This is a genomic window from Acinetobacter sp. WZC-1, assembly GCF_052544965.1.
On record NZ_CP199370.1, the window covers coordinates 1,713,819 to 1,728,318 of the forward strand.

At 46.0% G+C, this 14,500-nt stretch carries 20 protein-coding genes; 2 read left to right on the forward strand and 18 right to left on the reverse strand.

Annotated features, from left to right (window positions below; genetic code table 11):
• Nucleotides 1-8: 8 nt before the first annotated feature.
• From cmk to ACT6PV_RS07960, 14 genes are all read right to left on the reverse strand, one after another.
• Complete coding sequence (gene cmk / locus ACT6PV_RS07895) at nt 9-698, reverse strand: (d)CMP kinase (protein ID WP_445115853.1); 690 nt, start codon at nt 696-698, stop codon at nt 9-11.
• A gap of 12 nt (nt 699-710) precedes the next feature.
• Nucleotides 711-1,145 carry an SRPBCC family protein gene (locus ACT6PV_RS07900; protein ID WP_445115854.1) on the reverse strand — a complete coding sequence of 145 codons (435 nt, stop codon included), beginning with the start codon at nt 1,143-1,145 and terminating at the stop codon, nt 711-713.
• 133 nt (nt 1,146-1,278) lie between these two features.
• Nucleotides 1,279-1,857 (reverse strand): tRNA adenosine(34) deaminase TadA, encoded by a 579-nt coding sequence (gene tadA / locus ACT6PV_RS07905; RefSeq protein WP_445115855.1) that lies wholly within the window; start codon nt 1,855-1,857, stop codon nt 1,279-1,281.
• 17 nt (nt 1,858-1,874) lie between these two features.
• A complete protein-coding gene (locus tag ACT6PV_RS07910) occupies nt 1,875-2,996 on the reverse strand; it encodes an enoyl-CoA hydratase/isomerase family protein (RefSeq protein ID WP_445115856.1) in 1,122 nt (373 codons plus the stop codon).
• Nucleotides 2,993-3,706 carry a uracil-DNA glycosylase gene (gene ung, locus ACT6PV_RS07915; protein ID WP_445117065.1) on the reverse strand — a complete coding sequence of 238 codons (714 nt, stop codon included), beginning with the start codon at nt 3,704-3,706 and terminating at the stop codon, nt 2,993-2,995. The genes ACT6PV_RS07910 and ung overlap by 4 nt, the downstream gene beginning before the upstream one ends.
• Nucleotides 3,707-3,762: 56 nt before the next feature.
• Nucleotides 3,763-4,359 carry a 6-pyruvoyl trahydropterin synthase family protein gene (locus tag ACT6PV_RS07920; RefSeq protein WP_445115857.1) on the reverse strand — a complete coding sequence of 199 codons (597 nt, stop codon included), beginning with the start codon at nt 4,357-4,359 and terminating at the stop codon, nt 3,763-3,765.
• Nucleotides 4,360-4,514: 155 nt separating this feature from the next.
• Entirely contained in the window at nt 4,515-5,504 is a 990-nt protein-coding gene (gene gspK, locus ACT6PV_RS07925; protein WP_445115858.1) for a type II secretion system minor pseudopilin GspK, read from the reverse strand.
• On the reverse strand, nt 5,494-6,279 hold the full coding sequence (gspJ, locus tag ACT6PV_RS07930) for a type II secretion system minor pseudopilin GspJ (protein ID WP_445115859.1): 786 nt from the start codon (nt 6,277-6,279) through the stop codon (nt 5,494-5,496). The genes gspK and gspJ overlap by 11 nt, the downstream gene beginning before the upstream one ends.
• A 14-nt stretch (nt 6,280-6,293) precedes the next feature.
• Entirely contained in the window at nt 6,294-6,686 is a 393-nt protein-coding gene (gspI, locus tag ACT6PV_RS07935) for a type II secretion system minor pseudopilin GspI (protein WP_445115860.1), read from the reverse strand.
• Entirely contained in the window at nt 6,676-7,239 is a 564-nt protein-coding gene (locus tag ACT6PV_RS07940; protein WP_445115861.1) for a type II secretion system protein, read from the reverse strand. Before ACT6PV_RS07940 ends, gspI begins: the two co-directional genes overlap by 11 nt.
• Before the next feature lie 9 nt (nt 7,240-7,248).
• Complete coding sequence (locus ACT6PV_RS07945; protein WP_445117066.1) at nt 7,249-7,863, reverse strand: TetR/AcrR family transcriptional regulator; 615 nt, start codon at nt 7,861-7,863, stop codon at nt 7,249-7,251.
• A gap of 48 nt (nt 7,864-7,911) precedes the next feature.
• Nucleotides 7,912-8,685, reverse strand: a complete 774-nt coding sequence (locus ACT6PV_RS07950; protein WP_445115862.1) for a TatD family hydrolase — start codon at nt 8,683-8,685, stop codon at nt 7,912-7,914.
• Nucleotides 8,686-8,714: 29 nt separating this feature from the next.
• Complete coding sequence (locus tag ACT6PV_RS07955) at nt 8,715-9,056, reverse strand: PilZ domain-containing protein (RefSeq protein WP_445115863.1); 342 nt, start codon at nt 9,054-9,056, stop codon at nt 8,715-8,717.
• 341 nt (nt 9,057-9,397) lie between these two features.
• A complete protein-coding gene (locus ACT6PV_RS07960) occupies nt 9,398-9,787 on the reverse strand; it encodes a DUF4377 domain-containing protein (protein WP_445115864.1) in 390 nt (129 codons plus the stop codon).
• A gap of 468 nt (nt 9,788-10,255) precedes the next feature.
• On the opposite strand from ACT6PV_RS07960, the gene ACT6PV_RS07965 reads away from it, so the two are divergent.
• Together ACT6PV_RS07965 and hchA are read left to right on the forward strand one after the other, a co-directional pair.
• A complete protein-coding gene (locus tag ACT6PV_RS07965; protein WP_445115865.1) occupies nt 10,256-10,939 on the forward strand; it encodes an alpha/beta hydrolase in 684 nt (227 codons plus the stop codon).
• Nucleotides 10,940-11,114: 175 nt separating this feature from the next.
• Nucleotides 11,115-11,993: a glyoxalase III HchA gene (gene hchA / locus ACT6PV_RS07970; RefSeq protein ID WP_445115866.1), complete on the forward strand. Its 879-nt coding sequence runs from the start codon at nt 11,115-11,117 to the stop codon at nt 11,991-11,993.
• 158 nt (nt 11,994-12,151) lie between these two features.
• On the opposite strand, the gene ACT6PV_RS07975 is transcribed toward hchA, so the two are convergent.
• The 4 genes from ACT6PV_RS07975 to ACT6PV_RS07990 form a co-directional block, all read right to left on the reverse strand.
• Entirely contained in the window at nt 12,152-12,511 is a 360-nt protein-coding gene (locus tag ACT6PV_RS07975; protein WP_445115867.1) for a hypothetical protein, read from the reverse strand.
• Between the two features lie 17 nt (nt 12,512-12,528).
• The gene (locus ACT6PV_RS07980; protein ID WP_445115868.1) at nt 12,529-12,813 is read right to left on the reverse strand and encodes an ArsR/SmtB family transcription factor; all 285 of its coding nucleotides are present in this window, start codon (nt 12,811-12,813) and stop codon (nt 12,529-12,531) included.
• 373 nt (nt 12,814-13,186) lie between these two features.
• Nucleotides 13,187-13,414 carry a hypothetical protein gene (locus tag ACT6PV_RS07985; RefSeq protein WP_445115869.1) on the reverse strand — a complete coding sequence of 76 codons (228 nt, stop codon included), beginning with the start codon at nt 13,412-13,414 and terminating at the stop codon, nt 13,187-13,189.
• Nucleotides 13,415-13,489: 75 nt separating this feature from the next.
• Nucleotides 13,490-14,488, reverse strand: a complete 999-nt coding sequence (locus tag ACT6PV_RS07990; protein ID WP_445115870.1) for a DNA polymerase III subunit delta' C-terminal domain-containing protein — start codon at nt 14,486-14,488, stop codon at nt 13,490-13,492.
• Between the last annotated feature and the right edge of the window lie 12 nt (nt 14,489-14,500).

Below are 14,500 nucleotides of genomic sequence, written 5' to 3' on the forward strand. Positions count from 1 at the left end.
TATATTGGTTATCCGGCCAACTTTTCATTGACAAAATCAGTCATCAGGGTGAAGACTTCATCAATGTTCAGATCAGAGCTGTCAATGATATAGGCATCAACCGCCGGCTTCAGTGGCGCCACGGTTCTTTCCATATCACGCTTGTCCCTGGCCTGTATATTAGCCAAAATGTCGCTTATTTTAACATCCAGGCCCATAGCCTGCAACTGTTTTACCCGACGCTCCGCCCTGGATGCTGCCGAAGCGGTCAAATAAATCTTGGCCTGGGCTTCCGGAAAGACAGAGGTTGCCATATCACGGCCGTCGGCCACCAGCCCCGGCAGCCTGACAAAAGCGCGCTGCCGGCTCAACAAGGCAGCTCTAAGCTCAGGAATTGCAGCAACTTTTGAGGCAAACTCGCCGACACGTTCTGTGCGGATGGTCTGTGTAACGTCTTCACCATCCAGCAGAATGGAAATGCCCTGTTCCGTACTCTGAAAACAGATATCCAGCGCCGTTGCAATTGTAACGCTTTGTTTAAGACCCTGTTGATCTTCCAGGGAATCGAGCAGGTCTTTTTTGTGTAATGATAATCCAAGCAATCGATACAATGCCCCCGAATCCAGCAGATGAAACTGATAGTGATCCGCAAGTTTTGCTGCCAGGGTTCCCTTGCCGGAACCGCTGGGACCATCGATGGTAATAATTTGAATTGTCATTGCATGTCCAGTTTAAGCGATAGATTTTGCCAGTTTACTCAGACCAAGTTTAATCGCCAATTTAAGCTGTGCAAGTATTAATTGACTGACAAAAGGGACTTTTGCCTGTAATTCAATCGTATAGCTGACCAGGGTTTTCTTCGGTGCCAATGCCTGAAACTCAATAATACCGATATGATGCCTGATGAATGGATTGTTAATCAGCTGATATTCAATACGCTGATTCACCTCAAACCGGGTAATCTGTTCCATCAGTGGCTTTACAGGACCAAACCCCATGCGGCGCACTGAGCCAAGCCCATCCGGATGTTCAGGATCAGCAGCATCAGTCACCCGGACCACCTGAATCGGTGCAAAAGCAACATTATAGCTGGCATGTTTTGAAAGTAATTCAAATACCTGATCTATGGGTGCATTAAATTCTGTTGTAATCTGAATGGTGTTCATGATCAATTCCCTGTTGATGCCGATAGTTTTTGTGAACAATGATCGAAGCATTCTGACTGATTCAGCTCATTCAGCCCTGTTTTTTTGTCCGACGTTTTCTGTTTGACACCATTTTTTTATTTGACATGGTTTTTTATTCGGCATCGTTTGCCTGTTCCACACCGTCCATTTGTCTGGCCCGCTGTTGTTTTTTCTGTTCACGCCGCATTTTAAAAAAATCGGACAATTGCGCTGAACATTGCTCCTGTAAGCAACCGCCTTCAAATGTAAAGACATGGTTATAATAACCACTGTCCAATAAGCGCCGTGCACTGACCAGGGAACCGGCTTTCGGCTCAGTGGCTGCAAAAACCACACGACTGACCCGTGAATGAATCAGCGCGCCAACACACATGGTACAGGGCTCAAGTGTGACATACAGGGTTGAATCTTCCGGCAGGCGATAATTCTGTATTTTTTCGCAGGCCTCACGCAGGGCCTGGATTTCAGCATGGGCAGTCGGATCATGCCGTGAAATCAGCTGATTAAATCCCCGACCAATAATTTCCCCCTGACTGACAATAACCGCACCGACAGGCACTTCCCCCATCAGCGCTGCTGACGCCGCCTGTTCAAAAGCACAGTGCATCCATTTCTCATCTTCAGCCTGCTGCTTCTGTCGCTGTTGAATACCTTCAGATTCAGCATTTTCCGGCTTTTGATGTTCAGTCATGCGCAATCACGGTGTATTTAAATAATCTCATAATGTTTTAACAGCGCATTCCAGCTGTCCATATTCGTCACAGGTGGATTACCGGATAAAATCCCCTTGAGGGTCATGGAATCATGTGCCTGCCACTCGGGAGACAGATCCTTATCCACCAGCCGCGCACGAACACCTTCCACAAAATCCGGATGGCGTATTTTCCAGTCAGAAATCTGGGTTTCCAGTGCAAAAACTTCATGCCACGGATGCACCTGCCGTCCCCACTGCCACAGTAACCAGGTAATGGCTGCTGTACTGGGTGAACCCTTTTGCAGATTTTCACTGGCCTGACGCAACCAGTCACTGCGTGCATCACTTAAACCAATGATGGCTTCATAGTCCTGCTCAAAACTGACCCCACGGCAGACACTGTGAATCACATCCAGCGAGTTTTGCAATGGGCCTGGCGGAACCGGACGATGCAGCCCATTCAAGGTATCATCCAGCGCCCGGAAATCACCCGCCGGATAATGTTCCCAGTCAATATCCAGTAATTTTTGCAACACGCTGTCACGCTGCGCATCACAGATATGCGTCGCCCAGCCAATACCATAGGCGCCGGCCGAAGTCATAATGGAACCAGTCAACCCTGTAAACAGCCCGATCGGTCCGCGGTCTGCAAGGAAACGACTGGCACCGACGTCCGGATAAAGCCCAATATTGACTTCCGGCATCGCCAGTCGGGAGTGTGATGTCACCAGCCGGAATGGTGCTGCCATGAACAACCCGAGCCCGCCACCCATGACGTAGCCCTCACCCCAGACCACCACAGGCTTGGCATAATCATGCAGCAGCAAATCAAGTGCATATTCCTGCTCAAAGAACTTATTGGCCGCATCCACTTCGTTATTGATCACCAGCTGACGCAGTTTTCTGACGTCGCCACCGGCACAGAATGCCTTGGGTGTGGTCGAATCCAGCCAGATCGCCTTGACGGTATCATCCGTATGGGAGTCCTGAAATAATTTCAGTAAGGCTGTGGTAATGGACTCATCCAGCGCATGCAGCGACTTCGGGCGGTTCAGGCGGACAATTCGCCAGCCATTCTGTGCCTCTTCTACAATTAAGTCGGGATGATAGTGATTGATTTCAGAAGAATTTGTCATGCGTCCAACTGCCAGTCTATGGGCTCAATGCCATTTTGTTTCAGATAATGATTGGTTTTTGAAAAAACCTTACAACCAAAAAAACCACCCCGGTTTGCCGCCAGTGGTGATGGATGAGCAGCCTTTAGAACCAGATGTCTGTTCTGATTGATACGTTGTCCCTTGCGTTGTGCATATGCTCCCCACAGGATAAAAACGATATGCTCACGCTGCTCATTCAGCACATCAATGACTGTATCGGTAAATTCTTCCCATCCACGCTTCTGATGAGATGTCGGTTGCCCGGCTTCAACCGTCAGGACACTGTTCAATAACAATACACCCTGTTGTGCCCATTGACTCAGGTCGCCATGCCTGGAGGGCGGCACCCCCAGATCGGTCTGTAATTCATGAAAAATATTACGTAAAGAAGGCGGTAATGCAAGCCCTCTTTGTACAGAAAAACTTAATCCATGAGCCTGGTCAGGTCCATGATAGGGGTCCTGACCCAGAATCACTGCTCTGACCTGATGAAGCGGTGTGGTATTCAGTGCATTGAATATTTGTGATCCCGGAGGGTAAATCACTTTGTCCGCCTGCCGCTCTGTGTTCAGGAATGAGCGCAGCTCGTCCATTTTCGGACTGAGTAAAAACTCTGCCAGGCTGTTTTTCCAGCTGTCATCCAACCGAACCTGATTTAATTTAATTTGTTCCTGTTCAGTCAGCTGCATCAATATTTTGTCCTGAGTCCATTCGTTATTATTCAAAAATGACCTGGCAAATTTCCTTAAATCCGGACCTGTAAGTCAACCTGTGGATTCTGAAATTTAAGCCCCTGTTTCAGGTTTTCAAACATCTGCGGGTCCGCCCACTCCGACTGTACCTGCTCAGAAAATACGATCTGTTCCAGATTCAGTCTGCCCATCTGTTCATTGTCAATATCTTCAAGAAAACTCTGGGCATAACCGGTATCTGTTTCATGCACAATCACAGAATAAACTTCAACATCACCTTCACCATTCTGAGTAATGGTGGCTTTTAAAATCTGCTGGGCCAGGTAGAAAAAAATCCGTGAAAACTGTTCAGCCGAAGGTGAAACCGGTAAGGCAATCCATCTTGCACTGAAGGTCTTACAGGCCTGTATATAATCGGCACTATCGTTCTGCCAGAAACAGATTGCATGGTCAAAACTGTCAAACAGGTCCCTGATTACCCCTTTGAGTAAACCAAAGTCATAGACCATCTGACCGTGATCAAGCTTCGAAGCCTTAAGCAACAGTTCCACTTTATAACTGTGCCCGTGAATCGAACGCTTGCAGCGGTCTGATGTGCAATTGCGCACAATATGTGCGTTTTCAAACTTAAACAGCTTACGGATTAACATGTGTCAGGGATATCAACAAAACGTTAAGAAATTTGATTATAAAGCAAAATAGAAACTCATAGCATTAATTTTAACACGTATGTGTATTGATTAACGGCCTTTATACGCAGGATCCGGCAGTATCTCAGTCACGGCATACAGATTTACCGGCAGAATCAAGGCTGAGCCGCGGGTGCCCGGTCCGAAATAAATGGCGCCAGGCTTCTTGCATAAACACTGACCTGACCATTAACCCGGATCAGATGACTGGTAAATTGTCTCTTTCGGTTACTTAAGACCACCTCAATCCGTGCCACAAAAAAACTGGATTTTACGTCAAACAGGTCACTGACCAATGGTCTGGATTCTTCACTGAGTGTATCAAAAGGCGGCAACGCCAATAACTGATCCACACCGGTAAAATGTTCGGTGCCATTCAGCTTTTTTTGCAGGGCGTCCTGCACGGCATTGACATCCAGTTTTTCGTCCACACAAGCCAGTAACAAAGGCAGTGCAGTATTGATGTTAATTTTGGTTTCAGCATCAGGCAATGCCGAAATATAGGGGGCGATCAGTTCAAAATTCTTTCCTTCAAAACCCCGGACCTGCCTGAGCTCTTCAATGGAATGAAAGGGGGCATTTGCAGCCAGGTATCCGTTGGGCAATCCCTGATAATAACTGCTCTCCGCTCCCATCGCCCCAATGGCCGCATCATCGTCATCCTGCCAGTCAATGACCGCCTGACTGGATTCCGGCGGTAAACCGACACGCACCAGCAGTTTTTCAAAAAACTTCTGGGCGTTTTCATTTACAGTGCCATCTTTTTTCAGCAGACTGTTTAAATTGAATTTCCCGGACTCATCTTCCAGATAACCACTGACCATGCCATCTTCAACCGGAAAAGACGGCATGGGCTGTGCCCAGCTTTCCTGTAGGTAATCGGCATCTGCAGAACTTTCACTGTCCTGCAACAGCAGTTCCGAGAAAAAAGCCTCGGCACTTTTTGCATAAGCCAGTGCCTGGTTCTGGCGCATCAGATAGGCCGTATTTTCATAGGTATTGTGCTGACGTTTTGCAATAGTTGCAGCAAGAATAGTCGCCAGTGCCACCATCACCAGAATGGTCAGTAATGCAATGCCCCGTTGCTGTTTCATATCAGATATCATGCTGGGCACCACCGGATTCTGCGGACTTCTGTGAACCGCTGCTCTGTGGCTGACTGCCGCTACCCTGAGCATCTCCATTATTTCCCGGTGCACTGGATTGGTCCTGCTGCATGATCAGAAAATCTGTATTTAATACACTGAATATCCATTCATATTCAACACCATGTATACTGAATTTCATTTTCAGGCCATGCGGCAGTAATCGACGTAATCGGGCAGCCTGATCCTTATTGCCCTCTTCTGTGGTTTCAGGCCATCGTGGCAGCTCACCCGGGTTCAATGCCATAATCTGGTACTGATCGACATCTGTCAGCAAGACACTTGATAATGGCTGCTCGGTACTGCCGGTATTCAAATGGCTGTATTTTAGCCGATAAATTTTTTTATCCTGCGCATTATATTGGTATTCAACACGTTCATACGGCGACAGACCCTGTTTCAGCGGATCTGTCACACCGGCTTTACTGAAGATTAAACGCTGATCTTCCAGCACTAAAGCCGGCTGTATTTCTCCATTGGTATTTGCAGTCATGGGCATCATCTGCAAAGTGTCCCGCTGAATCTGCTGATATGCTTCCTGCAACTGCCCCAGACTCTCTTCGTGCATGCTATTACGTTCTTTGGTCTTTATCAGGTAGTCCAGCACTTTCCATCCCAGTGCTGACAATACAGCAAAAATGGCAATGGCCACCAATAGCTCAACCAGCGTAAATCCACGGGATGTTCCTGTTGCCGCAGCCACCCCATGATGCTTCATTGTTGTTTTATTCTTCATAACTGGCCGGCTTTTCATTGTTGTTGTTCTACTTTGCTCGGGTAGTTGAAAAACACCATTGTAGTGATGCCTGAGTCAACCTTACCGAGTGCGGTATTAAACAAACTCACCTGAATATCAATCCTTTGCACACTGGGACTGATGGTGGCTTCTGATTTTTTGTCAATCTGCCAGGTTTCCCCCTGGGATGTCACCTGTTTCGACTGAGTCCCCTCCAGCCATTCGCCATTAATCTGCATCTGTGCAATTTCATTCTGTGCGACAAACTGTGCCTTGGTTCTTAAAATGGCATTGGCTGTTGACTGGGTATATTGCATGGCTACATTGCTCAGGGCAATTGCCGCAATTGCAAAAATCGCCAGGGCAACCACCACCTCAATTAACGTAAAACCCTGATCAGTTTTCATTGATTTTACCCAGATAATCGATGTTAATGACATCACCCACAGGGGTCTGGTCATAGTACATCTGTATGGAAACCGGTTTGGCTTCACCGTTACCGAACCAGATCAATTTAGGCGCATTTCCGCCCACCAGATCACTGTTACCGGCATTCTGATATTGATGTTCCTGTTCGGTGATACTGAAAGAGACATGATCAGGCAATTTTCTCTGTTCAAAGTCCGTGACCGCCTTCCACTGGTTCTGCCCAACCGGCTGAGGCTGGCCCGGCCGGTTCCCTGACACCATCAGATACTCATCAATTCCATAACCGAATGATGCAACATCCGTCGCATACTGGACATTCAGCGCATAGATACGTGCCTGGTCATTGGCTTCACGATTGATTTTTCTCAGATCCAGGATCAGCAATTCACGTGCCTGCATGGCTTTACGCTGGTCCACACCATCAATATTCAGAATAATCAATGAGGCCATAATGCTGATAATAACAATCACCACCATCAGCTCTATCAGTGTAAAACCCGCCACAGACCTGGATGATGATCCTGTTTTCATGAGTGGCCTTTAATTCATCTGTGCATTCACTGACTGATGCTCCGGCATGGCCAATGCCTGATCAATCAATGCAACCCGCAGGGTGTCCCGGCTTCCCAGATAACGCTGATAAAAACTTGAATTCAGAATTGCCGCTCCACCCTGAGTCACAGACCAGATGGAAGCAAGATAATCACGGACCGTCATGCTGCTCTGAACCGTCGCCAGGTAGTCTTCCGTCATACTGATGATGATACGCAGACGCTGCTTGCGCACCTGATATAACTCACTGAATAAATGGTGAATGCCCTGCCCTGTAGTCGATAGACGCTCTTCAATCTGATGAAACAACACAGCACGTTCAGGATGATGCAAATGATGTAGCATAAAGAAAGCCAGATGCTCAGGAAACGTTTTTTCTGCATCACGGACCATTTCCAGCAACATGCGCTCATTACGGATAATAAGCAACATATATAACTCATCCTTACTCTGGAAATGTTTATAAAGTGTACCTTTAGCCAGATCCAGCTCCGCTGCGAGTACGTCCAGTGTCATCCCGGATTCACCATTTTCCAGCAGCAGCTGTTCAGCAACCTGAAAAATCAGTACTTCTCTCGCTCTGAACTGAGCCTGACGATCCATTTTCACTTCATCACTCTCTTCTTGCCTGCATTAAACCATTTAAAATATTTACTTTTGACTCAGGAGGTTTTCAAAGTTCTGTGTCGTAATCAAGGCAATCTCCTCGAGGGGTTTATCATATACATCACTTAAGGCTTTGGCTACATAAGGAACATATTTCGGTTCATTGGGTTTTCCTCTGTAGGGCACTGGCGCCAGATAGGGGCTGTCGGTTTCAATCAATAGCCGATCTAGCGGAACCTGCCTTGCAACCTCCCGTAGATCCCCGGCATTTTTAAAAGACACGATGCCTGAAAATGAAATGTAATAACCACAGTCCAGCACGGCCTTTGCCGTTTCCCAGTCTTCGGTGAAACAATGCAGAATGCCATGTGTGGATTTCTCGGCCCGAATAATATCCACCGTGTCATGCTTAGCCGCACGTGTATGCACCACCACCGGTTTTTTGACAATCTGTGAAGTCTGAATATGCCGTGCAAAACAGGCTTTTTGTTCTGTCACAAATTCAGTGCTGTGAAAATAATCCAGTCCGGTTTCACCCAGTGCCCAGACCCTGTCCTGCCGTGCCAGCGCAGTCAACTGCTCAACCGTTGCCCGCTGCATGACCTCCGGATTTTCGCAGGGATGGACACCGACACTATAGCCAACATCGGCATGCCGTGAGGCAATTTCAGACAGTGCAATGTGATCATCCAGATCAACTGAAATCGCCATCATCCTGGAGACCCCGGCATCCCGTGCCTGCTGAAGTGCTGCATCAAGACTGCCACCATATGGCTCAAGATCCAGCATTGTTAAATGACAGTGCGTATCAACAAACACAGTAACTACCCGTTTTGGTCATGAGTGATTTACATTGTAAAGCCTGGACGGTCCAGTAACATACTGCCGGCCAGTAATTTTTCTGCTTCCATTTTGTAATATACGCCCTTTTCACCGCACAGCTGGATGGCAAAACCCTGTGGCTTCATTCCCACCTGTTTGTGTGAAATCCAGATGACCTTGCCTGTCAGTGGTATTTTCTGTGACTGATCCGGCAAAGTGGCCAGTACAAATACTTCCTCTCCCATCTTAACCGGCTGTTTTGATGGAATAAATAGACCACCGCCCTGAACAAAGGGCATATAGCTGGCTTGCAGGGTTGCCCTGTCATGGATATTGACCTGTAATAAACCGCCCATACGTGGCTGCATAATTATTCCCCCTGGATAATGCAAAATTCATTCATTTTTATCAATCATCCATCATAGACTTGTATCCGCAGCTGTATGAATGATTTTTGTTCTGCCAAACCATCTGTACACTATTGCAGACTGAATCATGAAAATAAATTTCATGTATCCCTGCACATACCGCATCGACTCATTCTGATTATAGATAATTAATCCCGGCACCACTACCAGAATCTCACCTGTCCCATTGTTAAAGAACTGTTGTTAAAATTGTTAAAGAATAACCCTATAAATAACGACGACTCATACAGCCGCTGTCTCCATGTCACCCTAAGCACTGGACTCCGGATCAACTGTGTTTTTTATCTGGATTGTTTTCTTTCCACATATTGGTCAAACACATACCTGACACTGGAACCATCCGCAGCAGGATGAGCAATCTCATACATTTTTAATTTTAATAACGCCTGTTCCGACGGCCGATGGGTATAGCCTTCTATTTCGTTATAAAAATTATGCCACTCCGGGTTTTTGATCACCTTATGGCCCTGCTGATCATAACTGACCTCCCGAACCTGAAGACATTCAAACTGTTGTGCCATGCCTGGACATAGCTGTGTATGCGCTGCAACTTCAAGATAAATGGTCTTCCCATCAGACGCATTTATAGCAGATGGATCATTATGCTGCTGCACAGTGCTGCAACCCAGTCCTGCCAGCGGCATTAAAATCATGGCGACTATTTTATACATTTGAGCGACTCCTTTATATTGCACTGATATTTTACATGACCATTCAATTGCAATCATTTTATAAGTTTTAACTCTGTGAAGTAAGTTTAATCTTATCTGCCATTTTTAACCCAGCCCTATACACACCATACCCTCAATACTCAGCATAAAATCCATCCGGGCAATTTTTTCATCGCATCAGACATAGCATGCAACTGAATCAATAGAAGTTATTATCAGCAGACCTACTGCCGCCAGGCAGCAAGCCCACTGAATTCCGGCTGGTTCAACAGTCACATCAACAGCCCCCCGGGCAGCCTGCCCTTTGCACGCCCAGACTCATAATTAAAAAATATTTTTATTTTTTAATTACTTAAATTTAAAACTCATCATTCCATAGGTTACTATCGTCTTCAACAAAAAACAAACATTCACAACATGCTGATCCGCTATTATTTAGATAAATTTAAAATTAGAAGGAGATAACAAATGACATCACCAACAATTATCCTGGTGCATGGTTTCTGGGGAAATTCCCTGCATTGGCAACACGTCATTCCCTTGTTGGTCAAAGAAAACCTTAATGTCCAGGCTGTGGAAATTCCACTGACTTCACTGGCAGATGACGTTGAAAGAACAAATAAAATGATTAACCAGGCCAGCGGCCCCGTACTATTGGTGGGACATTCATATGGTGGGGCGGTCATTACTGAAGCCGGCAATCATGAGAAAGTGGCCGGATTGGTTTATATTGCCGCTTTTGCACCCGACCATTCAGAAAGCCCGGGGACAATTACCCAACAGAACCCACCACAGGCAGCGGCCAGCCTTTACCCGGACAGCGACGGTTATTTATGGATCAAGGCAGATCAATATCATGATGGTTTCTGTCAGGACCTGGATCCATCAGAATCAATTGCGATGGCCGTCGCCCAGAAAGCACCACTTGCTGCAACCTTTTCAGATGCCATATCTGCACCGGCATGGAAGGTAAAACCCTGCTGGTATCAGATTTCAACACAGGATCGTATGATTGCCCCGGATAATCAGCGAAAAATGTCAGCCCGTTTAAACGCCAGGGAAATTATTGAGCTTGAAGCCAGTCATGCGTCACTGGCATCCAGACCACAGGAAGTTGCAGCCTTTATCCTTAAAGCTGCAGCATCACTATAACTGACGATCAGTTAATCATTTCACTGCACGCAGGGTGCCCTCGTTTATTGACAGTCCCATACCCGATCGATTCAGCAGCCATGCAGATCGACCAGCTAAAAAGACAGTTGAACATAAAAGCAAACAGCCTGATCAGGCTTTTAGTCATCAATCATCCAGATTACAGGAGATTATCATGTCCATAGAACAGGATCATAAACAACCGACCCCGGATCCCGCAGAACATAATGCCTTTTTCCCATCCCCTTATTCACTGAGTCAGTACACCTCTCCAGTCACGGGGGCAAAAGCAGTGTCCTATGCCGGTGCCAATACTGACAAAAAACGTAAAATTCTGATGATTGCATCCGATGAACGTTATTTATTAATGAAGGATGGGAAATTCTTTTCAACCGGCAACCATCCGGTCGAAATGCTGTTGCCCATGTATCATATGACCCAGGCCGGTTTTGATATTGATGTTGCCACCCTGTCCGGCAACCCGGTAAAACTGGAGATCTGGGCATTGCCTGAAAAAGATGAACTTGTCATGAACACCTATCAGAATTTTTTGCCACAGTTGGTCACGCCGCTGAAACTGACAGATATCCTGGAGGAAATTACGGGTCCACATTCACCTTATGTCGGTGTATTTATTCCCGGTGGGCATGGTGTCATGAACAGTATTCCACAAAGCAAAGCGGTTAAATCCGTTCTGCAATGGGCAATGCATGAAGATAAATATGTGATTTCCCTGTGTCATGGTCCGGCAGGCCTGCTGGCTGCCTCTATCGATGAAGCACCTGAAAACTATATGTTCAAAGGCTATCAGATCTGTGTATTCCCAGACAGCCTGGATACCGGTGCAAATATTGATATCGGTTATATTCCCGGCCCGATGCCATGGCTGGTGGGTGAAAGACTGAAAGCTCTGGGCGTTGAAATTCTAAACAGTGACATTACAGGAAAATGTCATCAGGACCGCAGACTGATTACCGGTGACAGTCCACTGGCCTCAGACCTGCTGGGTCGCATGGCCGCAGAAGCGCTGATCCGGGATTTTGCTCAGTCATAAAACGGTCTTGTCTGTATCCTGAAAAATTTCAGCCGCAGCCCTTTCAGAAGCATTCTGAGCGTTCAGTGCAGCTATGGCTTGCCTGGACGATAAAAACCAGATCATTGATCAATAAAAAAGTCGCCCATTGGCGACTTTTTTATTGATTTGTTGCTGCTTTATTTGTTGTTCACGAGTTCAACCGGCCCGTGATTATCACAGTGATCACCATGTGGATGATGCAGATGACCATCCACCAGATAGTCAATATGATCACCGTGCGGAACCGCTTCATGGCCACAACCAACCCCATGTACATGGCCGGGCTCATGACCAGAACAACGATGTTCCGGCGTACAGGTATCCGGATTTTTTTCACTGACTTCAAGAACATGCTCGTCTACATGCTCACCATGCGGATGATGAAGATGTCCGTCATGCAGGTAGTCAACATGGTCCTCATGTACAATTGCAGTATGCCCACAACCTTTTCCATGCTGATGATCATGGTTTTCATGGTGTTTTTCGGTACAGTTCATTTTCTTATCCTCTGTCATTAACATTCACTTATATGCTCACAGGCATTGTGGATGATTTCAGTAACATGTTTATCCGACAGGGAATAATAAATGTTTCTTCCCTCCCGTCTTTTGGAAACAAGTCTGGCATGGTACAGGTCACGTAACCGTGCAGAAACATTGACCAGTTTATCCCCACTTGCTTCCGTGAGTTCACCTACACTCTTTTCGCCACTTTCCAGTAACATAACCAATGACAGACGCCCCTGATCAGAAAGTGCACGGAATAAAGCTGAAACGTTTTCCAGTTCACTGCTGTCCATATTAATTTAAAAATCTATAAATTAATAGAATAATATAGGGTATAAAACCATTTTTCAACAATTCTCTGTAAGTTACTGTCTTTTTTGTAAATGACTGTCGTATTGATCGAGAGCTATAGCATGACCATACCCTGTCAATCATCAGCCTAAGCCACTTGTCTTACCGAAACATGACAATCATTTTGCAAATCTCTGCAAATTCAACTTGAGCTGAGCTCATCAGATAAAAGAAAACATGGGGGCCATGTCAATACGAGTATATTTCCTGAATGCTGAGCAGACGATCATCATTCCCTTCTCATCCGTCTTAACCATGCAGCTGCATAACAACAGGTATTGATGTTGATGGGCAACAGCCTGATTCATTGGGGAATCAGGTGATTTCCAGATAATGCTTTTCCGGCACAATCTTAATAATAATTTTTTTAAACGAGCGCTGTAAGGGACTACCTTCAATTTTCTGCAGTGACGCTGCAAATTTTTCTTCCCGCATCAGTTTTGCAAAAGTCTTGTAGCCAATTAAAATTCGCTGAGGTTCTTTTCCCTGACCTGAAAAACCATCCAGCGTTTTTTTTAACTCAGAGTAACTGATTTCTTTCACCTGTATCTCACCTGATATAATCCATTTACAGTATTCCGATTTTTATACCACATATTTCCTGCCAATGGGTCAGAATCATTCAAGAAATGGGCCACAATTCATCAGTTTTATAAATAATTGATCCATAATTAAATTACTCTGTACATTCTGATCGGCCAGCTGTCTGAATCGCTGTAAATCCTCATATAAGGTAAAAAGCTGTTCCAGCTGATATTGCGCAGACAAACGCTCCAGCCCCGGTTGCATATCATTATTTTTGATCTGCTGATTCAGCTTTATACAGGCCAGATCTGACAGTAAATAATCGAGCATTTGCATAAAGTCGATAAAACTCAATTCCTTATTCCACCTGGTGGCATAGTGAAGTGGCATGTTTTTCTGAAGCACCAGTTTTTCCCAGTCCTGGACGAACTCATGCCGGCGCTGCAACCAATCGGAGTGTGCCAGCTGAACAGCCTGCAACGGCATATGACCGGACAGATTCATGAGCAATGAAAGCTGTGATGCTGCTGATTCCGGTAGATGTTGCTGTAAATATGCCTGGCTCTGTTCTGCTGAAATCCGGTCCAGGGCAACATGCTGTAAACGACTGCGGACGGTTGCAGGCAGTTTTAGATAATGATCCGCCAGCAGGATGATCACTACGCGTTCGCCCGGCTCTTCCAGGGTTTTCAGTAGCGCATTGGCAGAGGCAATATTCAGGGCTTCTGCCGGTTCAATCACAATCACACGCCAGCCATCCACGGTCTGCTGGACAAAAGGCAATAAATCCCGGATTTTTTCAATTTTAATACGGGCATTCTGCTTTTTATTGTCTTCATCCGTACTGATATGCACATAATTTGGATGCGTATCAGATTTCAGCCATTGGCAACTGCTGCATTCACCACAGGCACCATTTGCCTGTTTATTCAGACACAGTACCCAGGCCACGAAATGTCGTGCAAACGCATGCTTACCGCAGCCTTTTTTTCCATAGAACAATAAGCCATGACTCAGCTGAGGAAAACGTCCGGTCAGGGTTTCCCAACTGTGTTCCTGCCAGGGGTAAACTTTTGAATCCACAACGTCCATCAATAATCACCT